The sequence below is a fragment of the Methanobrevibacter sp. DSM 116169 genome (assembly GCF_046197865.1).
GTDB lineage: Archaea > Methanobacteriota > Methanobacteria > Methanobacteriales > Methanobacteriaceae > JAHKLT01.
In genome coordinates this window covers 309,192-330,463 of sequence record NZ_CP166990.1, presented here as the reverse complement: position 1 = coordinate 330,463, position 21,272 = coordinate 309,192, and the positions used below count along the sequence as shown (strand labels likewise).

General features: G+C 24.7%; 25 protein-coding genes. 10 read left to right on the top strand and 15 right to left on the bottom strand.

The genetic code is table 11. The features are described 5' to 3' along the window. Window positions 1-94 precede the first annotated feature (94 nt). Window positions 95-658 (top strand): GNAT family N-acetyltransferase, encoded by a 564-nt coding sequence (locus ACA134_RS01640; RefSeq protein WP_409200443.1) that lies wholly within the window; start codon window positions 95-97, stop codon window positions 656-658. A 164-nt stretch (window positions 659-822) separates the two neighbouring features. Here ACA134_RS01640 and ACA134_RS01635 read toward each other — a convergent pair whose 3' ends face one another. The 4 genes from ACA134_RS01635 to ACA134_RS01620 are packed head-to-tail and all read right to left on the bottom strand — an operon-like array spanning window position 823 to window position 3,149. Continuing rightward, the gene (locus ACA134_RS01635) at window positions 823-1,131 is read right to left on the bottom strand and encodes an antibiotic biosynthesis monooxygenase family protein (protein WP_409200442.1); all 309 of its coding nucleotides are present in this window, start codon (window positions 1,129-1,131) and stop codon (window positions 823-825) included. 15 nt (window positions 1,132-1,146) lie between these two features. Continuing rightward, a complete protein-coding gene (locus ACA134_RS01630) occupies window positions 1,147-1,422 on the bottom strand; it encodes a methylated-DNA--[protein]-cysteine S-methyltransferase (RefSeq protein ID WP_409200441.1) in 276 nt (91 codons plus the stop codon). After that, on the bottom strand, window positions 1,395-1,682 hold the full coding sequence (locus tag ACA134_RS01625) for a hypothetical protein (protein ID WP_409200440.1): 288 nt from the start codon (window positions 1,680-1,682) through the stop codon (window positions 1,395-1,397). Before ACA134_RS01625 ends, ACA134_RS01630 begins: the two co-directional genes overlap by 28 nt. 18 nt (window positions 1,683-1,700) lie before the next feature. Next, the gene (locus tag ACA134_RS01620) at window positions 1,701-3,149 is read right to left on the bottom strand and encodes a DNA-3-methyladenine glycosylase 2 family protein (RefSeq protein WP_409200439.1); all 1,449 of its coding nucleotides are present in this window, start codon (window positions 3,147-3,149) and stop codon (window positions 1,701-1,703) included. Between the two features lie 449 nt (window positions 3,150-3,598). Between ACA134_RS01620 and ACA134_RS01615 the strand changes: the two genes are divergently transcribed. The 4 genes from ACA134_RS01615 to ACA134_RS01600 all read left to right on the top strand — a co-directional run bounded on the left by ACA134_RS01615 (window position 3,599) and on the right by ACA134_RS01600 (window position 7,848). Beyond that, window positions 3,599-5,011 (top strand): hypothetical protein, encoded by a 1,413-nt coding sequence (locus ACA134_RS01615; protein ID WP_409200438.1) that lies wholly within the window; start codon window positions 3,599-3,601, stop codon window positions 5,009-5,011. Window positions 5,012-5,473: 462 nt separating this feature from the next. Then, window positions 5,474-6,397 (top strand): ATP-binding cassette domain-containing protein, encoded by a 924-nt coding sequence (locus tag ACA134_RS01610; protein WP_409200437.1) that lies wholly within the window; start codon window positions 5,474-5,476, stop codon window positions 6,395-6,397. Beyond that, on the top strand, window positions 6,390-7,139 hold the full coding sequence (locus ACA134_RS01605; RefSeq protein ID WP_409200436.1) for an ABC transporter permease: 750 nt from the start codon (window positions 6,390-6,392) through the stop codon (window positions 7,137-7,139). Before ACA134_RS01610 ends, ACA134_RS01605 begins: the two co-directional genes overlap by 8 nt. A gap of 400 nt (window positions 7,140-7,539) precedes the next feature. After that, window positions 7,540-7,848, top strand: a complete 309-nt coding sequence (locus ACA134_RS01600) for a hypothetical protein (RefSeq protein WP_409200435.1) — start codon at window positions 7,540-7,542, stop codon at window positions 7,846-7,848. Window positions 7,849-7,912: 64 nt separating this feature from the next. On the opposite strand, the gene ACA134_RS01595 is transcribed toward ACA134_RS01600, so the two are convergent. Continuing rightward, window positions 7,913-8,164 carry a hypothetical protein gene (locus ACA134_RS01595; RefSeq protein WP_409200434.1) on the bottom strand — a complete coding sequence of 84 codons (252 nt, stop codon included), beginning with the start codon at window positions 8,162-8,164 and terminating at the stop codon, window positions 7,913-7,915. 94 nt (window positions 8,165-8,258) lie between these two features. Between ACA134_RS01595 and ACA134_RS01590 the strand changes: the two genes are divergently transcribed. Further along, complete coding sequence (locus ACA134_RS01590; RefSeq protein ID WP_409200433.1) at window positions 8,259-8,459, top strand: hypothetical protein; 201 nt, start codon at window positions 8,259-8,261, stop codon at window positions 8,457-8,459. An 11-nt stretch (window positions 8,460-8,470) separates the two neighbouring features. After that, on the top strand, window positions 8,471-8,893 hold the full coding sequence (locus tag ACA134_RS01585) for a hypothetical protein (RefSeq protein ID WP_409200432.1): 423 nt from the start codon (window positions 8,471-8,473) through the stop codon (window positions 8,891-8,893). A gap of 186 nt (window positions 8,894-9,079) precedes the next feature. Here the strand turns inward: ACA134_RS01585 and ACA134_RS01580 are convergent, their stop codons facing one another. Together ACA134_RS01580 and ACA134_RS01575 are read right to left on the bottom strand one after the other, a co-directional pair. Next, window positions 9,080-9,631 carry a hypothetical protein gene (locus ACA134_RS01580; RefSeq protein ID WP_409200431.1) on the bottom strand — a complete coding sequence of 184 codons (552 nt, stop codon included), beginning with the start codon at window positions 9,629-9,631 and terminating at the stop codon, window positions 9,080-9,082. Between the two features lie 374 nt (window positions 9,632-10,005). Next, entirely contained in the window at window positions 10,006-11,292 is a 1,287-nt protein-coding gene (locus tag ACA134_RS01575; protein ID WP_409200430.1) for a tetratricopeptide repeat protein, read from the bottom strand. A gap of 113 nt (window positions 11,293-11,405) precedes the next feature. Here ACA134_RS01575 and ACA134_RS01570 point away from each other — a divergent pair, with 113 nt between their 5' ends. Next, a complete protein-coding gene (locus ACA134_RS01570) occupies window positions 11,406-11,699 on the top strand; it encodes a hypothetical protein (RefSeq protein ID WP_409200429.1) in 294 nt (97 codons plus the stop codon). 74 nt (window positions 11,700-11,773) lie between these two features. On the opposite strand, the gene ACA134_RS01565 is transcribed toward ACA134_RS01570, so the two are convergent. Genes ACA134_RS01565 through ACA134_RS01550 form a run of 4 tightly spaced genes read right to left on the bottom strand, consistent with a single transcriptional unit; the run spans window position 11,774 to window position 16,353 of the window. Beyond that, window positions 11,774-13,582 (bottom strand): 3'-5' exonuclease, encoded by a 1,809-nt coding sequence (locus tag ACA134_RS01565; RefSeq protein ID WP_409200428.1) that lies wholly within the window; start codon window positions 13,580-13,582, stop codon window positions 11,774-11,776. Next, the gene (locus tag ACA134_RS01560) at window positions 13,569-14,615 is read right to left on the bottom strand and encodes an AI-2E family transporter (protein WP_409200427.1); all 1,047 of its coding nucleotides are present in this window, start codon (window positions 14,613-14,615) and stop codon (window positions 13,569-13,571) included. Before ACA134_RS01560 ends, ACA134_RS01565 begins: the two co-directional genes overlap by 14 nt. An 8-nt stretch (window positions 14,616-14,623) precedes the next feature. Then, the gene (locus ACA134_RS01555) at window positions 14,624-15,436 is read right to left on the bottom strand and encodes a dihydroorotate dehydrogenase electron transfer subunit (RefSeq protein WP_409200426.1); all 813 of its coding nucleotides are present in this window, start codon (window positions 15,434-15,436) and stop codon (window positions 14,624-14,626) included. Beyond that, complete coding sequence (locus tag ACA134_RS01550; RefSeq protein ID WP_409200425.1) at window positions 15,436-16,353, bottom strand: dihydroorotate dehydrogenase; 918 nt, start codon at window positions 16,351-16,353, stop codon at window positions 15,436-15,438. The genes ACA134_RS01555 and ACA134_RS01550 overlap by 1 nt, the downstream gene beginning before the upstream one ends. 107 nt (window positions 16,354-16,460) lie before the next feature. Here ACA134_RS01550 and ACA134_RS01545 point away from each other — a divergent pair, with 107 nt between their 5' ends. Both ACA134_RS01545 and ACA134_RS01540 read left to right on the top strand, forming a co-directional pair. Beyond that, on the top strand, window positions 16,461-17,600 hold the full coding sequence (locus tag ACA134_RS01545) for an NOP5/NOP56 family protein (protein WP_409200424.1): 1,140 nt from the start codon (window positions 16,461-16,463) through the stop codon (window positions 17,598-17,600). Continuing rightward, window positions 17,597-18,241: a fibrillarin-like rRNA/tRNA 2'-O-methyltransferase gene (locus ACA134_RS01540; RefSeq protein ID WP_409200423.1), complete on the top strand. Its 645-nt coding sequence runs from the start codon at window positions 17,597-17,599 to the stop codon at window positions 18,239-18,241. Before ACA134_RS01545 ends, ACA134_RS01540 begins: the two co-directional genes overlap by 4 nt. A gap of 566 nt (window positions 18,242-18,807) precedes the next feature. Here the strand turns inward: ACA134_RS01540 and ACA134_RS01535 are convergent. Genes ACA134_RS01535 through ACA134_RS01520 form a run of 4 tightly spaced genes read right to left on the bottom strand, consistent with a single transcriptional unit; the run spans window position 18,808 to window position 21,209 of the window. Continuing rightward, window positions 18,808-19,434, bottom strand: a complete 627-nt coding sequence (locus tag ACA134_RS01535; protein ID WP_409201053.1) for a phosphopantothenoylcysteine decarboxylase — start codon at window positions 19,432-19,434, stop codon at window positions 18,808-18,810. Window positions 19,435-19,488: 54 nt separating this feature from the next. Beyond that, window positions 19,489-20,007, bottom strand: a complete 519-nt coding sequence (locus tag ACA134_RS01530) for a flavoprotein (protein WP_409200422.1) — start codon at window positions 20,005-20,007, stop codon at window positions 19,489-19,491. A gap of 9 nt (window positions 20,008-20,016) precedes the next feature. Continuing rightward, window positions 20,017-20,553: a hypothetical protein gene (locus ACA134_RS01525; RefSeq protein ID WP_409200421.1), complete on the bottom strand. Its 537-nt coding sequence runs from the start codon at window positions 20,551-20,553 to the stop codon at window positions 20,017-20,019. Window positions 20,554-20,570: 17 nt separating this feature from the next. After that, complete coding sequence (locus tag ACA134_RS01520; protein WP_409200420.1) at window positions 20,571-21,209, bottom strand: hypothetical protein; 639 nt, start codon at window positions 21,207-21,209, stop codon at window positions 20,571-20,573. Between the last annotated feature and the right edge of the window lie 63 nt (window positions 21,210-21,272).

Here is a 21,272-nt window from a genome sequence, read left to right as displayed (position 1 = left end):
TGGGTAAATCAACACTAATAAAGTAATAGTTGTAAACTGTAGAAGATTATTATATTGTGAGTAAAAATATATAAAAATAGATAAAATGATTAATTTGAATAGTATAAAAATTAAATTAACAAAGGAAAATGATTTCACTAATATTATGGACGTTGAAAAACAAGCATTTGGATATGATAAAGAAGCAAAATTAGTAGCAGATTTGTTAAAGGATAAAACTGCTGAACCAATGGTTTCACTTCTTGCATTTCATGATAAAGAAGCTATTGGCCATATTCTTTTCACCAGAGCTTATTTTTATGGGCAAAAAGAACAACCCATGATGCATATCCTCGCTCCTTTAGCTATAAAACCAAAATATCAAAATCAAGGAATAGGAGGATTATTAATACAAACTGGTCTTAAATTACTGCAAAAAAAAGGTTCAAAACTTGTTTTTGTATTGGGACACAAAGAATATTATCCTAAATTTGGATTCATACCTGGGGCCGAATCTAAGGGATATCTCCCACCATATCCAATTTTAGAAGAATATAAAGATTCTTGGATGGTTCAATCACTTAATGAAAAAGGATTTGATATTGGTAAAGGAAAAATAATGTGTTGTATTGAACTTAATAAACCAGAACATTGGAGAGATGATGAATCGGATAGATAGTATAATAATATTTGAAAAAAAGGAATTATTCAATTAATGTGTATTATTTTAGATTTTTTCACATCAAGATATTCAATATAATTAAAAATATTATTTTTAGTTTTACATATAAATCCAATATAGAAAAATTAATTTAAAAAAAATTAATTATCATATTAAATAATTTATTCATAATTTTTACCATATTGTCGTATTTGTGAAGTTACTGTAATAGTATAACTTTGAAACATTAAATTTTTTCCTTTATTTTGATTTATACGATGTTTTGTGTGCTTATGCCATTTACTAACTGTTTCTTCGTTTTTCCAAACTGATAGACTTAATATTTTATTTTCAAAAATAAGACTAGAAAAACGTTCAGAACGGATAAAACCATCACAATTTTCAAGATACTTTTTTAAATCAGCAGCTAAAGAAAAATATTCATCCATGAATTCTTCTTTTATTACTACTTCAAATAAAACATATATCATATTTAACCTCTTAAATTAAAGAGCTGTTCCTTTAGTTGGAATAAATAAATTAGTCATATCAACGTTTTCTAATTCGAGCAATTTTATTTTCGTATCAATCCCCCCAGCATAACCTGTTAAACTTCCATTTGAACCTACAACTCTGTGACATGGAATTATAATGGATATAGGATTATGACCAACTGCTCCCCCTACAGCTTGACTGGACATATTTTCTTTATTCATTTTAATAGCTATTTCTTTTGCAATATCTCCATATGTTGTTAATTTACCATATGGTATTTTGCACAATATTTTCCATACTTCTTGTCTAAATTCTGTTCCAATAGGAGATAAAGGTAATTTTGAAATGTCTGGTTGTTTCCTTTAAAATACTGATTTAACCATTTTTCTGTCTCATCAAATACAAAAATATTATTGTCTTCTTTTAAATCAAAATTTATTTTACCATGATATTTTTGTCCTTCTGTCCATAAACCTATAAGATTATCTCCATCACTTGCTAATGTTAAATCACCAATGGGTGATTTGTAAATTGTTGAATAGTACATTTTCACATCTCCTTATTTTTAAAGGGCATTCCAAAGATTAATTGTCGCATAACTTCTCCAAGGACTCCATTTTTCAGACATTTTCAATATTTCTTTTTCAGAATAATCTTTTAATGCTTTTTTTATTCCAATATCAGTTTCAAGAAATGAATCTGTCCATCCTACTGCGCGCATAGCAATATATTTTGCAGTCCAACTTCCAATCCCTTTAATTTTCATTAATTTTTTTATTTTTTCTTCAATATTATTACATGAATCGAAATTAATCTCTTTTTTATTGATTAAATTAGCTAATTCATAAATAGTATTAGCTCTTGCACTTGTAACACCTAATGGCCCAAAATGGTTTTCAATTGGTCCTATCAAAGATAATATTTTATCTGATGATGGGAAAACATGCGTCAATTCTTTAGAATTTGTTTCAATTGTAGTTCCATAAGCAATTACTATTCTCGAAATTATAGTGTTTGCTGCTTTTACAGATATTTGTTGGCCAATTACAGCTCTCGTTATCATTTCAAAAATATCAAAACAACCAGGCAATCTGATTCCTAGTTTACAAAAATTTGGGTTAATTTTATTCATCGATGAAAGCGTATCATATATTGTATAAGGGTCAGATTCTGTATCAAATAATTTCTTTAACTGAAATAAGATTTGAGGAATAACTGATAATAATGATTCACTTATTGTAATAGCTAAATTATTTTTTTTAAAATTATTTTTTACTTTAATCCATCCATAAACATATTCTCCTTTTTTATTTTTTATTTGAACTGTGCGCATATATGTGTTGTTTTTAACTAGTTCAACCCCTTCAATAGCTCGATTTTTTAAAAAATTTAATATTTCATCCCAACAATATGGAGGCCTATAACTTATTGCTAATTCAATATTTTTATTTTTTACAATATTTTCTTTTCTTAAATTTGAAGGTGAAAGATTATATTGTTTTTTAAAGACATCATTAAATCTACGTAAACTACCAAATCCTGATGATTTTGCAATTTCAAAAACAGGCAAATCTGTGGAAACAAGTAATTTTTTTGCAAGAAGAAGTCTGCAAGTTTGTAAATATTGAATTGGACTTATATTATATTCATTTGCAAAAGCTCTCCTTAAATGTCGATCACTACATCCTAACTCTTCAGCTATTGCTTTTATTGTTAACTTCTTTTCATAGTTTTTTTCAATAAGATTCCTAGCTTCATTAGCTAAATTCTCTAATGAATTTCTTATTAAAATTCCAGGAGCATTTTCTGGTTTGCATAAAAGACATGGCCTATAACCATCTTTTTCTGCTTCTGCAGCTGTTTTATAAAAAGTGCAATTTTCAATTTTTGGAAGTTTAGCTCGACATATAGATCTACAGTATATTCCAGTTGTTTTTATTCCAACAAAAAAACAACCATCAAAACGAGGATCTTTAGATTTGAATGCTTCATATAAACTTTTTTTATCTTTCAATCTTATTTCCTCTCCTTACATATAATTATTTTCTCATTATTCTTAAAGATAACTGGATATTTTCGGACTTATTATTTTAAATTGAATATTAAGGCACTGTCTAAAATTCAACTGATAAATTTTTTTTATTTTTATTGATCAGTTTATTGTTTTTAGGTATGGTTAAATTAAATAGTATATATTTTGTGTTTTTTGATTTAGATTATTTTAAAGTATTTTTTGCTTTAATTATACTTTATGGTTGATTCTTTAAATATGTGTTTTTAAGTTTTGTTTTTTATTTAACGAATCATTATTCTTATTTTCTTAGTTATCAATTTAAAAAAGTGTATTTTCATAATCAACATATTTATCAATCTATAATCGATTTATGTATGTTAATGAGTTTGTTTTAATTAAAATTAGTTAGTATAAAAGTTTTAAATAGTGGTAGTGACTTATTTATAGTTATGAGACAAAAAACAAGCACTACCAGTATTATATTGAATCTTGATATTAATAAATTTATCTTAAATTTAGAAAATGATACTTTAATTTTAAATGAATCAGTATCTCCAGATATTGCTATTTGCATTGATTATTATCTTCAAAATGATTTTAACACGTTAATTGTTAAAGAAAATCTTGTATGTGATGAATGTGGTTCTAAATTAAGTAAAAATGGGACGGATAAGTTAATATTAAATAAGAAAAAGAATATAAAATTGCAAAAATACAAATGTAGTAATAAAAAATGTCAAAAATATTATAAAGTTTCATTACTTGAATTTATTGACAAATCCTGCAATTATTCAAAGAATATAAGACAACAAGGACTGGAATTAGATTCAATTGATCATTCATCTTATGATAAAAAATCAGAAATAATTGAAAAACACACCAGTGTTAAAATACCTAGATCAACAATATATTACCATGAAAAATCATTAAGCAAACAATTTATCATCAACGAAGAAAACAAAATACAAGAAGAGGTTTTAAAATCAAAAATACAGCCCAGCGGAATATATCATTACGATGAACAATACGAATTCATCAACACAGAATTATATTTACGTATGACTATTTTAGACAATAAAAACAACTTAATAATAAATGAAAAACTAGTATCTCACAAAGAATTTAATAAAAAAACCATACAAAACTTTTTAGAAAAATCATTAGACAAACATCCCATAAAAGCAATTATAACAGATGGAAACAATTATTATCCTTCAATAATCGAATCATTAGGCGCCATTCACCAAAACTGCGCATTTCACAAAATGCAAAATCTAATGACAGAAGTAATTAAAAAGCTCAACAAATACCAAAGACAAATAAAAAATGCTGAAATACAAATAGAAAAAAATACAACACGAATAAAAGAACTAAAAAAAGAAAACAAAGGCAAAACTGGAAGAATACACTTAAAAGACAAGAAAAAACAAAAAAGACAAGAAAAAATTAGAAAACTAGAAAAAGAAACCAGAACTTTAAAAGATACAAGATGGAAAAACAAAGCTAAAATCAAAGAATTAGAAAAATATGTTAAAAAAATATCACTAATATTCAAATCAAAAACAATAAAAACAGCAAAAAAAAGATTCCAAGAACTACAAAACAAAAAAGACGAACTACCAAAAGTAATAAGCTCATTTATCAAAAAACTATCAAAAAACATAGAAAAAACACTACAACACATAATTCATGAAGAAATACCAAAAACCAACAACAAAATAGAATGCTACTACAAAACAACAATGCCCAGATACATAAAAAAAATTTTCAGAACAAAAGAAGGATTCATAAGACAAATGAAACTACAACAAATACGATGGACAAAAAGAAACGTACTAAACACAAACCAAAAAAAAACATAAAAAAATCAGCAGGATTCTAAACAGTGCCATATTAATACCCTAAAATGAAATATAATGAAAATTAATCTTTCATTCATATTTAGAATTAATATTAAGAATAAAAAAATTAAATTTAATATCTACTAAAAATTGTTTTTAGAAATATTCTGCTAATTTTTCTTTTTTTAAAAAACAAATGCATATTAAACAGTATTTTACATAATTCTACTTTTAAGTAGGCTTTAGGATTAATTTTGACATAATGGTTACAGCAATATTATTACTTATTTTTATAATTATTCTAATCATTTATTTAATAATAAAAAAGATTTTTGAAAAAGTTATTCGTCCCTATTTTCTGTTAGGTTTATATATTAGAATATGTAAAATATAAATGTCATTTGTAAAATATATATTACATGTGTAAAAAATATAATACATTAATAAGTAAAATAATATTTTAAAATTTAAATGGAGAAAAATATGAATAAAAACATTATTGAAACTTCCAAACTCACAAAAAAGTTTGGAAAAGAAAAAGGAGTTAATAATTTAAATTTAAGAATACCTAAGGGAAAAATTTATGGGTTATTAGGCAGGAATGGTGCAGGAAAAACAACAACAATGAAATTACTTTTGAACCTTATAGAACCAACAGAAGGAAAAATATTCCTTTTTGGGGAATATTATAAAAATAATCCTGAAAAAATTTATAAAAATATTGGATCAATAATTGAAAAACCTGGATTTTACAGTAATTTAACAGCTTATGAAAATTTAAAGATACTTTCTACATTAAGAAATAATTGTGAAAATGAAGATATAGTTAATGCATTAGAATTTGTTGGATTATATGAAGAACAAGAAAAAATATTTAAAAATTATTCATTGGGAATGAAACAAAGGTTAGGAATTGCAGCTGCAATAATGCATAAACCATCTCTTTTAATTTTAGATGAGCCAATAAATGGACTTGACCCCATAGGTATTCATGAAATTAGAAAATTCTTATTAAAATTATGTAAAGAAAAAAATATTACAATTTTTATATCTAGTCATGATTTAAGTGAAATAGAACAAATAGCTGATATCATAGGTATAATGCATGATGGAGTGCTAATAGATGAAATTGATATGAATAAATTAAATGAGATTAATAGAAAATATGTAGAATTTAATATTTCAAATTTGAAAATAGCTAGTGAAATAATGAACCAATACTTTAATAAAATTGATTTTACAACTCATGATGAAAATATTTTAAGAATATATGATAATTTTGAAAAACGAGGCGAAATTAATCAGCAATTTGTTAAAAAAAATTTATTAGTTACAGATATTTTTGTGAATTCTGAAAGCTTAGAAGAATATTTTTCTAAATTAATAGGAGAGGATATAATTGCTTAATATTATTAATACTGAATTTTTAAAGTTAAAACGTTCAAAAATGTTAATATTACTCCTTTTAGGATCATTAGTTACTCCTTCAATGATGATTGTCGATGCAATTAAGATACATTATTCAAATCCCAATGGAATTATAACTTTATCTGCACTTTTTGATAGTAATTTAATGTATAGTATGTTATTATTTGGTTTAATTGTCTGTGTTTTAGTAGGAACATATTTATTCACACGAGAATATAAAGAAAATACAATAAAAAATATAATTCCAATTCCTGTTTCTAAAATATCCTTTATAATAAGCAAGTTAATAATGTTATTAATTTTAGTAATGAGTTTTATGTTAATTTCTTGGACTTATACAGTAATTTTCTCAACATTATTCAATATTATGTATGGACTTAATAATTTTTCAATAATTGTAATGATAGAATATTTAGTTCAGATGATATTAGGAGGAATATTATTATTTTTAACAATTACTCCTTTTTTCTTCATTGGTATATGGACTAAAGGAATAATAGTTCCTACAATAGCTGCAACAACTGTTGCAATGGGAAATGCAGGTTTAACAAATGAATCTATAGGAGCTTTATTCCCATGGACTGCATCATTTTTATTAATAAATGGAAGGTTGAGTGAAACAGGATATTCTGAATTATTAGTAATTAGTATAATTGGATTTATATCAATATTTGGATTTATTGCAAGTATATTATATTTCCAAAAAGAAGATATTGATTAATATATAAGAAAATTTAATCATTTTTCTAACTAAGATTTACAGGATTATTTTACATAATCCTACTTTTAGGTAGACTTTATGATTGATTTTGACATACTATTTTAGAAAATAATATTACTAACAATTAATCAAGTAAACATAAATTATTTCAAAATATATAATCAAGAACAGGATAAATAAATATAGAAAAATATGACAATCAATTCATCAAACATCCCCACTATTATTATCTTTTTATTTATATTATGCATATTAGGAATATTTAAATAATAACTATAATATATTTGAAGATATATGAAACTTATGAAGACAATGAAATTATTAACATTTTATGATAATACCAGAGATTCTGATTATAAAAATGGAATCAAAATATAAAATAATTCTAGGAGACTAATAAATGTATGATATTATTATTCCAATAATAAGTCCTTTGATATTGTACTTAATAGTTTATTATTTAACAAATAAAAAAATCATTAAAAAAAGTTTCATGTTTAATTTTTGGAATTTACTGTTGTTAATATTTTTTATAGTATCTGGTATTGGTGGTTTAATTTTAGCATTGTTTATATCTTATGGCATTATAATTCCATATAACAACAGTTTACTTTATTGGCATGTTGAATTTGGAATTGGAATGATAATAACAACTATTATCCATTTAAAAAATTATTGGAAAAATGTATTGAAGCTATTTGAAAGTTAAAGGAGAGTTTTCTTTTGAAAAGTTATTTAAAAAAATTAATTATAACTTGTTTTAAAAAATTAGTTTATATAATTCCTTTTGTATCAATATGCTCATTAGCATGTAATAATGTATGTGCAGCAGAATGTCCTTTTGGAAAGATATCAGACCCATATCCAGGACAATGTAGAAGATTTTTAGATTCAGATAATGATAATAATTGTGATTTATCTGAAAGTGGGCAACAATCATTAAATTCAAATGCTGATAATATAATTAATAATGAAGAAAGTATTCTATTACCTTCAGAATATTTTGTTATTCCAATATCTGCCATTATTTTTATTTTCTATTTATTATCATATATGCTGCTGAGAAAAAAAATCATTTCATTTCAAAGCCATAAAAATTTATGGGGAATGCTTTTACTAATGACAACATTAGGTTCATCTATAACAGGTATTATTCTATTATTTGGAATAATTTTAGCTGTTAGCTTTTATAATAATGTTTTCATTTTTTTCCATGTAGAATTATCAATAATTATGGTAATTATAACATTGATACATATTCATATTCATAAAAAACCAATTCTAAACATGTTTAGATTTAAATGGATAAATAAAAAGTAAGAGTTGATTAAATGAGAAAAATATTTTTATTATCTTTGGGAATAATGATTGGAATTATTATCATTATTGGAATAGTTTTCATTAATATAACCCCAAATAATAATTCTTTTGAGGAAACTGGTTATCAAATAAAAATTATAAGCTCAGGAAGTTGGAAATTAGAAATTATAAGTCAAAACAATAAAACACTTGAAAAATATGAAGGTTCAGGAAATAAAACAATTAATTTAGAAAATAAAAGTTGTATACCCAATTATAATCTAGAAAAAAGTGGAAATACTAGTGAACTTATTATTCAAATTCTATTAAATGGGAAAGTCATTGAAGAAAAAAAACTCTCAAAGAATGAAATATTTTTAGAAAATAAACATGAAGAATCTACGAATAATCATTCAAATACTAATCATATTCGAAAATATAAAAATAGAAACTAAGCTAATAAATTCTATAAAATTTCTGCATTGAATGTTGTTTTTGACTATATTTTCATTGTAGAATCGAATTTTACATAATCCTACTTTTAGGTAGACTTTAGAAAGCATTTTGAAATACTTTATTATGGAATATTATTTTTTGAACAAATATTCTAAAAAATTTCATAATTATAAAATAGCTTTAAACTATTTTATTATTAAGCTATTTTTTATATCAACATAAGTTGAATTTAAGAGTTTTATATCATCAGACATTAACCAAAAATGATATTTTTTATTATCTTTTTCGAAAATAAATATAATTGAATGTTTATAATTAGTGGGTGCATCTTTTTGTTCTGATTGAACTAATAATCCTTGTGATTTATCGATATTCACAAATTCAGCAGTTCTTATTAAATTTGAATTATTAGAAATCCCCATAAAGTTTTCATATTCTTCTTCCAATGACCAATTTTTATTAATTTTAATAACCTGAAAATCCATACTAATATTCTCTTCTTTTGAATGAAATGATTTAGATTCTATTAAATTTGAATAATCATAACCACCTAAAGTTTCAGGAGTTTGAACATAAGGAAAAGTTTCTACTGGATAATAAAATGAAATAGATTCATCAGAATATTTGCCTTCTATTGAATTTAATCCACTTGAAAATAATGTGTTCAAAAATATAACACTTAATAAAATCACAACTACTATTAATCCTAATATTAAACCTATTTTTTTAATATTCATATTATCAACTTTACTTTAATATAATTAAGATATTAATGACATATGATATAAACTATTTCCTAATTTTTATCAACAAAATCAATTTATTTTAGTAAAAAATAAAAGTTAAAATATGATTAATGATTTATTTTTTCATTAACTAATTTAAAGTAGAACTATTTAAAAATAAAAGGAATGAAAATCACATAAAATAAATATAATCAATTTAAAAATAGCTAAATAACCTAAAAAACTTTAATTATCCATATTTACATATTTTACATAATCCTACTTTTAGGTAGACTTTACAATTCATTTTAACATATTATATTATATAAAAGTATTACTAATAAATAATTTTTTTAATTAAATGATGAATTTAATGAGTTTAAAAATTATTTATCCATTTTTTCCAAAAGATTATCCTTATTTTTTTGCACATCTTCATCATCAGGATTTATATCCAATGATTTATTATAATACTCTAATGCTTCATCATATCTATTCATTTTTTCAAAAATAGATGCTTTAGTATCTAAAATATTAGAATCATCAGGCATGATTTCTAATGCTTCATTACAAAATTCAAGTGCTTCATCAGATTTTCCTAAGTTATTCAATGCGATTGATTTCAAATTTAACAAAAAATGATCAGTGGGGTTTGTGTCAAGTCCTTTGTTACAGCATTCAAGTGCTTCATCATACTTATTTAATCTTCCTAATATAGAAGCCTTATTATACAAAATATCCACATCATTAGGTTCAATTTCTAATAATTCATTACAACATTCTATTGATTCATCATATCTATTTAATTTATCCAATATAGAAGCCTTATTATACAAAATATTTGTGTTTTTAGGTTCAATTTTTAATGCTTCGTCACAGAACCCCAGTGCTTCATTGAATTTATTCATCCATCTTAATGAGAATATTTTATTATTTAATGCATCAATATTTTTAGGCATAATTTTTAATGCTTTATTAGAACATTCAAGTGATGCATCATAGTTTTCCATATTATTCAATATAAATGATTTTAAAATTAATGCTTTGAAATCGTTCGGATTTGATTTAAGTATTTTATTACAGTATTCCAATGCTTCACCATATTTTTCTTTGGCACCAAATATAAAAGCAATATATATGTAAATATCTAAAGGATTATTAACTTTTCCTACAAGTTCTTGGTAAATTTCCATTGCCTCATCAAATTGACCTTTTTTTAGTAATTTTCCAGCTTTTCTAAATTTTTTATTCAAAAATAATTCTAATGGATTGTTAAAAATATAATAAATCAGAATTAAAGAAATAATACCCCATATAATATCATATAAATTAATATTTCCAAAAAATAATCTAATACATATTTTAATTAAATTAAATACAATCATTAATAATATCAATATCCAAAATAAAGTGATTCCAAAAGGATTCTTTTTAATATAACCTATTAATGAAATACTAAATACTATTAAAGATAAAACAAAAAATATCAATGAAATATCTGCAAACAAGATTCCCCATTCTCTTATAATTTGATAATATGGATAAAAAGCAGGATCATAACTATTATACCATAATTCAAATAATATTGTACTTATTATATTTAATATTCCTGCAATTACAAAAAATACTGGAAATATTTTTAATGTTTTTTCAGAAAAAATTTTATCCATCATAATCTTAATCCAAAATCTAAAAAGTTTAATTATGTACTCATATATTTAAATAAATATATTTATATTTATCAAATATAATTAACTATTTATAAAACAAAATTAATACAATCAACATGGATAAAATAAGTATTTTTGCATATTCTCCATTAGTTTATGTTATTTTAGGAATAATTGCATTTTTTACCCTATATTTAGGTTATGGTGAATTTTCATTATATGCATTACTATCATTAGCAGTTTTTGGAATTATAGATTCATTAATCCGATTCCATATATCATATAATTTATTTCAAAAAGAAAAAGATGAAAAATTGTTAAAACCTATGGTAATTGTAAATATAGTTTTTATTTTTGTTTATATATTTTTATTAATATTATTTATTGATATTTATTTATTAAACTATTAATAATTAAAAAAAGGATAAAAATTAGTTAAAATAAGCATATGGAAGTAATAATTATTTAAATAGTTTAAAAATCCTTAATTATTTTTATTTACATATTTTACATAGAATCCATCAGTATCTGCATAAATGGTTTCAAAACCAAATTCTTCTGCTTTTTTCATAGAATCCTTAATATATTCTCTACCCCATGCTGTAATAGCTTGAGCACATTCAAAAGAATACCATCTAAATCTTGGAAATCCATAAATACCATACATCGTATTTGCAAGCCTTTTTAATGCTTGTTGTTGAACATCTAAAGATTTTTTAGTAGTCTCATCTTTACTTTCTTTCATTTGTTTTTTAATTTTAGATCTTTCATTTAAAACATTTCCAATAACGGAAGGTATAAATCCTTTTGGATTCTTTTTAAACTTATATCCATGTTCTGGTGAAACATTATAATTATCTAAATCATCAACATCTTTATTTAAAACTATTACATCAGGAGATATGTTTTTAGAAATAATTATACTTGGATATAGGCTTCTAAAATCGAATTGGACGAGGTTTTCATGTAGACCTACTTCTGGTTCTTTTACATATCCTCCTTCATTGTTTTCTTCTTTTTTTTGTGCAAATTCCATACCTGCAGGTTTATTTGGAACTACTTCATTATCAATATATGCTTCTTTAACTAGATACCATTCTGCTTGTTGGCCTGTAGCCATACGTGATAAATCAAATAATGGTTGACCTACAATACGAGTAAGTTCTAAATTAAGTGGTAAAATTTGTTCTGCTATTTCAATTGTAGCTTTTACATCATCTAGTGAATAATCAAATAATTCATCAAGCTCGTCAGAATCACTATCCCAGTATTCCCAAATCTTATCTCCTGGAACATCAACTTTTTCTTTTCCAAATAGCTCTAGGTAAACTCTCTCTAATGTATATCTATCTAATGTCATGTAACGCCTCATAACTAGATATAAATCTACATGGATTAATCCTTTAATAGCTGCAGCATTAGCATATCCACGTCTTATAAACTTCAAACCTGATCCATCAAGACCTAAGTTTAAATCTACTTCTAATATTTTAGCTCTGTCTTTTAAATATGGAAAATCGAAATTATCTGAGTTATATCCTACAATTATATCTACATCATATTCTTTAACATATTGAGCAAATCTTTCAATCATAGCTTTTTCATCTTTAACTCTTTCAATAAAATCATTATTTGAATCATTAACTTTATTTTTAGTAGATATAACCTTTTCAAGACCAAAATTACTAGCTATTCCAATCATAATAATTTCATCTTCATTAGAATTAGGCATACCATGTGGATTTCTTACTTCTAAATCAAAACTCAATATATTAAAGTTTTGAGATTTATGAACATCTTTTTTAGGAGCTGATTCAAGTTTTAGAATTTTCAAATCTTTGTTTTGAGAGTTGATTGTTTCATATGAATCTATAAATTCACCAGTAAGTTCTACTTGATCCATGGGAATTATATCATTATCAATAAGATATCGTCTATAAAAAGGAATATCAGTTTCTCTTATATCTTTAACTGAATCTAATTTTCTAATTTCATCTCTGTGTTTTGCAAGATCTTGTGGGTGTTTAAATGTGATTTTTAAAAATTTTGTTTCAATTTGAAAATCCTTTTTTAATACCCATTCTAAATCAATAATATCAAAATCATCTTTTAAATCTTCTTCTAAAGTAGAACTTTCATCAGAAGGTAATATATACATATATGGAACGAATTTTTCATCTAATGCAATAAGTTCTTTATTAGTTCCTGGTTCTTTTGCAAAAAGACGAATAACAGGTTTATTATTATGCGTAATATAATCAATATCTAAAATTACAGCATTAATTTTCTCCATTTAAATCCCCTTTATTTTTTTCAATTTGATATGATTTAATAACTGCATAAGTAATTCCTAAAACCAATGGCCCTATAATCAAACCAATAATTCCAAAGACAAATGGGCCTGCTAAAAAACCAACAAGTAATATTAATGGATGTATGTCTGCATGATGACTAGATAATGCAGGGCGGATATACATATCGCTTAAACTAAGACCAAAACCAAATAATATAACAATAACTGCCCTTACATAGTTTCCATTAATAAAATCAATAATAGCTAAAATCCAATAAATAGGCCATGGCCCCATAATTGGTATTAATTGGAAAATTCCAGTGATAATTCCTAAAAATAAAGCAAATGGATAGCCTAATATAAAATAACCAATAGCTGCAATAATACCTATAATTAATGCTGTTAGAAAATGCCCATAAAATATACTAAGTAATACACTTTCTATTTGTTTTGTGAGTGTAGCAAAAAAAGACATGTTTTTTGAAGGAATAATAGATTTTATAAAATCATAACATTTTCCTCCATCACGAGTAAAGTAAAATATAGAAGCAATTAATATAAAAAGTTCTAATGAAATATAAGGTATTTTTTGAGCAAGTTTTAAAGTATAATTAGCTATCCAGTATAATGCATCAGTTATAGCTCCATTTAAAGAAGAAGAAATTCCATCAAAAAGTTGAGTTTGATTAATTGGAAGATAATTAGCTATTGTTTCAATAATATAATTTAAATTAAAATTATTTGCAGAATTTGAACTAATAAAATCCATAGACATTCCAAAAAGAACCATAAAAATATATACAAATAATAAAATTACTGGGACAATAAATATTAAAATCCCTAAAAAGATAGAAAGTGAGGAATTTTTAACTTTTGATTTGATTTTTAATGAAACAGGTCTTAATCCATAAGCTAAAATAGCTCCAAGTAAAATCATATTAATAACTGGCATTATAGTAGCAAATGAAATTATAAGCAAAATAATTATTACAAAAACAGGATTTGTAATATAATCAACAAAGTTTTTCTCCATAATATCACTTAAAAGTTTATTTTAGTTCCTGAAGAGGTTCTTCTATATTTTCCAAATTCATTGACTTTTTTTAAGTCATTATGAGTGAAAACTGGCCCTTCAACACAAATTCTCCATCCTGTATCATCAACACAGCATTGACCACAAATACCAAGTGCACATTTCATATATCTTTCCATAGAATATTCTGCTTCAATGCTTTTATCTTCTAATAAATCAAATATTCCAACCATCATCACTTCAGGTCCACAAACAGCTACAAAATCATAATCATTATTTTTTAATAAATCAATAGTTTTATGAGTTGCAAAACCTTTATATCCACAAGTTCCATCATCAGTACAAGTATGAACATTAACATTAGATCTTTTAAGAGATTCTACAAATACAAGTTCATCTTTAGTAGTAGCAGCTGATAATACATCAACATCAATATCTTTAGAAATTAAATCTAAAGCATATGAATTAATTGGACCCATTCCAACACCAGCACCAATAGCTAAAACTTTCATGCCTTTTAAATTAGTATTAAAACCATTTCCATAAAATCCTCTAATACCTAGTTTATCTCCTATTTTTAGAGAATGTAAATCATTTGTAAAGTCACCTACATTTCTAACTGTAATACCAATTTTATTTTCTGTTTTATCAATAAAAGATACTCCCATTGGTTTTTCATCTTTAAAATTCCAAACCATTACAAATTCTCCAGGATTAGGGCATCCGTCTTTTTTAAAATCCCAATTAAAAATAAATGTTTTTATTGTAGGTGTTTCTTCAATGATTTCTTGGATTTTTAAGACATTTGGAACATTTTTCATTATAAATCCTCCTTATGTGCAAGTCCAATCATTTCATTAATAGTCTTAAAGTCATTTTTTTTCATAAAAAGCTCTAAATCTTTAGTGATATTTGAGAAGACCTCAACACCATTATCCATAATACTTGTTCCTATTTGAACCAGATTTGCACCAGCATATAAGAATTCAACTACATCAGCATAATTTGAAATTCCTCCTACACCCATTATAGGAATGTCTACAGATTCATATACATCATAAACACATTTAATAGCTATTGGTTTAATAGCTGGTCCACTCATGCCACCAAATTTATTAGATAAAATAGGATTTGCAGTTATTAAATCAATTTTCATTCCAGGACCTAATGAATTAATAAGACTTAATCCATCTGCTCCTGCTTCTTCTGCTGCAACTGCACTTACTGTAATATCTGTAACATTAGGAGTTAACTTTGCAATTACTGGAATGGAAACTGTGTCTGTAACTGCTTTAACAAATTCATAAGTAAGTTCTGGATTTTCACCAATTGATGCACCATAACCACACATTGCATGAGGACAAGAAATATTAAGTTCAATAGCATCAACAATGCCTTCAATTTCACCTGCAAGGCGTGAAAATTCTTCAGGAGTTGATCCATAAATAGAAGCAAAAACCCCTTTACCATCATTAGAGTTGATTTTTTTAATTTCTTCTTTAAAGACTTCTAAACCTGGATTTGATAAACCAATTGCATTAATAATTCCTCCATCAACAGCAACAGTTGTAGGATTTTTATATCCTTCGTTAGGATTAATAGAAAATGATTTAGTAACTACTCCACCTGCACCAGAGTCTAATATCCAATTTAAAGATGAAGCATTACTTCCTAAAACTCCTGCAGCTAAAAATAAAGGATTATCCAAAGGTATTTTACAAAAATTTGTTTTTAACATCAATTACACCAAATAAAGTATTAATTAATATCTTTATTTTTTATCATTAATTAAAATATTGTACTTCATAAGAAAATATTTTAAATCATAATAAATATAAGTTAATTATGGATTGTTTTATTACACATTGTGTTGCTGGTTTTATAGCTATTGATGATACAAATAACATAATAAGTTATAAGCTTTTTGATGAAAAGGAACGTACATCAAAATTAGAAGATATTTCAAATAAAAAAGTTCTTAAAGAAGAAATAGAGTTAATTGAAGAACTTTTTGATAAATATGATAATATTTCTATTGAATCTCAGTCAAAAAAATCAAATTATAATAAATGGGAAAATATCACATTAGAAGTTCCAAATAAAGCTGGAGAATTTTTAAGAGAAAATTTAGAAAATATTTTAGATGAGATAAATTTCTCTAAAGAAACTTTTACAAAATCATATAGAGATTTAGCTATTTCAAAAGTTAAAGATGAATTAAATTCAGAAGATAAATATCTTATACAAGCTATAAATTCTATTGATGATATTGATGAATCGATAAGTAAATTAATTGAGAGAATTAGAGATTGGTATTCATTATATTTTCCAGAATTAGATATAGTACAAAACAATGAAACTTATATTAAATTAATAGCTGAGAATAAAACAAAAAAAGATATTATTGAAAATTATGATAATAAAAATCTAAATATAGATGATTTTGATGATGATATCTCAAAAGAAGATTTAGATGTTTTAAATTCATTTGCAAGTTCTATTTACTCACTTCAAAAATCAAGAAGAGAAGTTATAAATTATATTAATAAAAAAATGAATTCACTTGCACCAAATTTAACAGATCTTCTTGGATCATCTTTAGGTGCTAAGTTGATATCACATGCTGGAGGACTTGAAAAGTTAGCTAGTTATCCTTCAGGTACAGTTCAAATAATGGGTGCAGAAAAGGCATTATTTAGACATTTAAAAACAGGAGAAAATCCTCCAAAACACGGGCTCATTTTCCAACATCCTTCAGTTAGAACAAGTAAATGGTGGAATAGAGGAAAAATAGCTAAAAAATTATCACTTAAAATATCTTTAGCTATTAGAAAAGATGTCTACTCAGGTGAATTTGATCCTACAATCAGTGAAAAATTCCTTGAAGAGGTAGAAAAAATAGAAAAAGAAAATCCATTCCAACCAAGATCAAAAAATAAAGATAAAAATGATTCTAAAAAAAGAAAAAAGAGGGCTAAAAGATGAAAGTTTATCTAAAAGATGGTGAAATAGCTACAGAAAACTTAAATCCTAATATTAAAGTATATGGAGAACAACTATATCAAGAAAAAGATAAAGAATATAGAATATGGAATCCATATAGGTCAAAGTTAGCTGCAGGATTATTAAATGGTCTTCAAAGTGTGGATTTAAAAGATTCTACAAAAATTCTTTATTTAGGTGCTTCAACTGGTACAACAGTCTCACATATTTCTGATATTCTAGTAAATGGAATGATTTATGCTGTTGAATTTTCACCAATTACATGTAAAAAGTTAATAAACCTATCTTCTAAACGTTTTAATATTGCTCCAATTTTAGCTGATGCAACTAAACCTAAGACATATTTAAATTTAGTTGAGAAGGTTGATTTTTTATATTGTGATGTAGCTCAACCAAATCAAAGTGAATTATTCATGAAAAATATGGATTTATTTTTAAAAGATGATGGTCAAGGTTTATTGATGCTTAAAGCAAGAAGTATTAATGTTTCTTTAAAACCTAAAAAGATTTTTAAAGAAGAAGAGAAAAAAATTAAAGAGAAAGGTTTTAAAATTATAGAAAAAGTTAAATTAGAACCTTATGAAAAAGACCATATTGGATTTGTAATTGAAAAAAGTTTTTAAGAAAAAGTAAGTTGAAATTTTAAGTTTTTCAATGTTTTAAGAGCTATTTTAAAATTATAAAAATAGTAAAAAATTAGTGAAAAAGTATTACTAATGATAGCTTTTTATACCATGAACACAAATATTAATATTGCTAATGCAAATATAAAAAAATAGCTCATATATTTTCTCTAGTCAAATTCACTTCCATAATCACTCCATATTGGTAATATCTAGAGAAAAGGGCTTATTTTTTTTAAATACTTATTTTTATTAATTTTTCACATAAATTTTTACAAAAAATGACAATTTTTTAGTTTTTTAGATAAATAATAATTAAAGCCTATTTTTAGTGAAAAAGTATTACTAATATTACTGTAAAAATAGTTTAAAGCATAAGTTATACTCAAAGAAGATAATCTATAAAAAAAGTATTTTTATATTAAGATATCTAGATAGGGTTATCACGATTATTTAATATAAATCAAAAGAGTCATTATTTTAAAAATTACTTTAATAATTTATATATAAATTCATGAACTATTAAAATTATAATAGCTTAAATTGATAATTATGGCATTAAAAAATTAGAATTTTTTAGCTATTTTATCAAAAATTATTTTAGATAAATCTTTTTTAGAACTTAATGGAATTTTAATAGTATCTTGATCTATTAAAAAAATTTCATTATTATCAGAACCGAAATTACAATTTTTATTACCAATATCATTAGCAATAACTAAATCAGTTCCAGCCATTTCAATTTGTTTTTTAGAACAATCAATAATTTGCTCTTCAGAAATATTATATTCAGCTTTAAATCCAACTAAAAAGATTTCAGAGTTGATATCTTTAATTTTACGAATTATTTTAACTGTAGGTTTAAAAGCAAGTGAAATCTCATCAGTTGATGAAATTTTAAAATCTTCAACATTTCCTGGTAAAAAATCAGAAACAGCAGCAGTAGCTATATAAATATCAAAATCAGGAACCATTTTTAAAATAGCTTCATTCATATCATTAGATGATTCAACATTAATGACATTAAAAATAGAAGGGATTTTAACTGTAACATTTGCAACAATAAGAGTTATATTAGCTCCCCTAATATATGCCTCTTTAGCTAATTCTAAACCCATTTTACCTGAAGATTTATTAGAAATCCCTCTTATAGGATCAATAGCTTCGTAAGTTCCACCAATACTAATTAAAATATTTTTTCCAGCTATTTTTCTAAGTAAATCTAAATCAGTAATAATACCATCCCATTAATCAGTATTAACTTTGTTTAAATTAATAACTCTTAAAGATTCTAAATATATTTCTTCATGTTGAGGAAATTTAGCTTTTCCTTCATCCATTCTAGGATTAACAAAATTAATTCCTTCACCTTTAAGTTTATCAATATTTTCCTCAATAGCATCATACATAGAATCATGCATAGAAGGAACAAATAAAATAGGAGTATTATGCCCATATGCAGTAATAAGTAAAGTACTAATTGGATCATCAGCTATTTTATGAGCAAATTTACTAATAATATTAGCAGTTGCAGGAGCAACAAGAATTAAATCATCATTAGCATGTTTAACATGTTCTACTTTACCAGATAATTTTAAAGTAACATCATTACCTGTTGCAAATTCTAAAGAATTAGGATGAATAATATCACATGCAGATTCACTCATAAAACATTTAATATTAACATCATTTCTTTTAAATAGTCTAGCTAGTTTAACTGTTTCTGTTGCAGCTATACTGCCTGTAACACATAATACAATATTCATAAACACCACTTATCTAAATTGAATATTAGCAATAATATAATCAAATATTTTTAAATTAGAATCAAACTTATCTTCTGGAGCACTACATAAGACTACAATAGCTTCTCCATCTTTTTCAATCCATACAGCTTTATGCATTTTCATAGTTCCATTAGAATCAGATTTATAAACAACTTCAATAGCATCATATCCAGCCATAGTAGTTTGACCTGAAGATATCATTTCATATGAAGAATCTTTTTCTAAAGATGCAGTTGTTTTATTTACAAAAGTAGATAAGGATTCTGATATTGGTTGTTTTTCAACATTAACATTAACTTGACCTATTTTAGATGAATCAATTGAATTTGCAGCTGCAACTGAAATTAATGAACTATTAGAAGTTGACTCTGAAATTACCCAATTAGATGGATATTTCAATATAACTCCGTTTTTTGAAATGGTTTGTATCTCAGTAGAATTAGTACCATCACTATTTCCATCAATACATCCAGATACAAAAACCACTGCAAATATAATAGCAATTATTAGTAAGTATTTTTTCATAAATTCACCGAATAGTTTTAAATAATCTCATTAGACCCACTTTCAGAAGAAGTATCTGGTTCAGTACTAGGATATGATATTTCTGGTTCATAATTAGAACTATCATCATAAGAGGAATCATAAGATTCATCATAAGATTCGTCATAGGATTCATCATAAGAACTAGTGTCTGTAGCAGTAGTATTAGAAATTACAGTAGTATTTACCATTTCAATATCAGGAAAAGCACTATCTTCTACAATAGCTGCTGCATTTGAAAAGGATAAATCTGTGATATCAAAATTAAAAACACCAAATCCGATTCCTGCAGAAAATGCTATAACAAAAAGTACAATCATTAAAACACTATAAAGACCCTTTTTTGAAGAAGGATTAACATCTTTTTCTCCTGCATTTCTTTTAGGATCAATGATATATTTTTGTACAAGTTTTTCGTTTTCTGGGTTGTTTTTCTCAAAATTCCTATTTTTAGGACCTCTAGGATTTTGATTTTTATTTATATGTTTAGATGGATTTGCCGCAGCGTCCATCTGAGCTAATTTTTCATCATATTTAGAATATAAGTATCTAAATTTGTCTTGAGAAATCTTACCAGCACGATAATCGGCTTTTAAATTTTTCATAACAGCGATGATTTTTTTTCTATCGTTTTTCATATTAATAACCCCTTCATTATAGAAAATGAATTATTTATTAATGATATATTTTAAGATTGATTT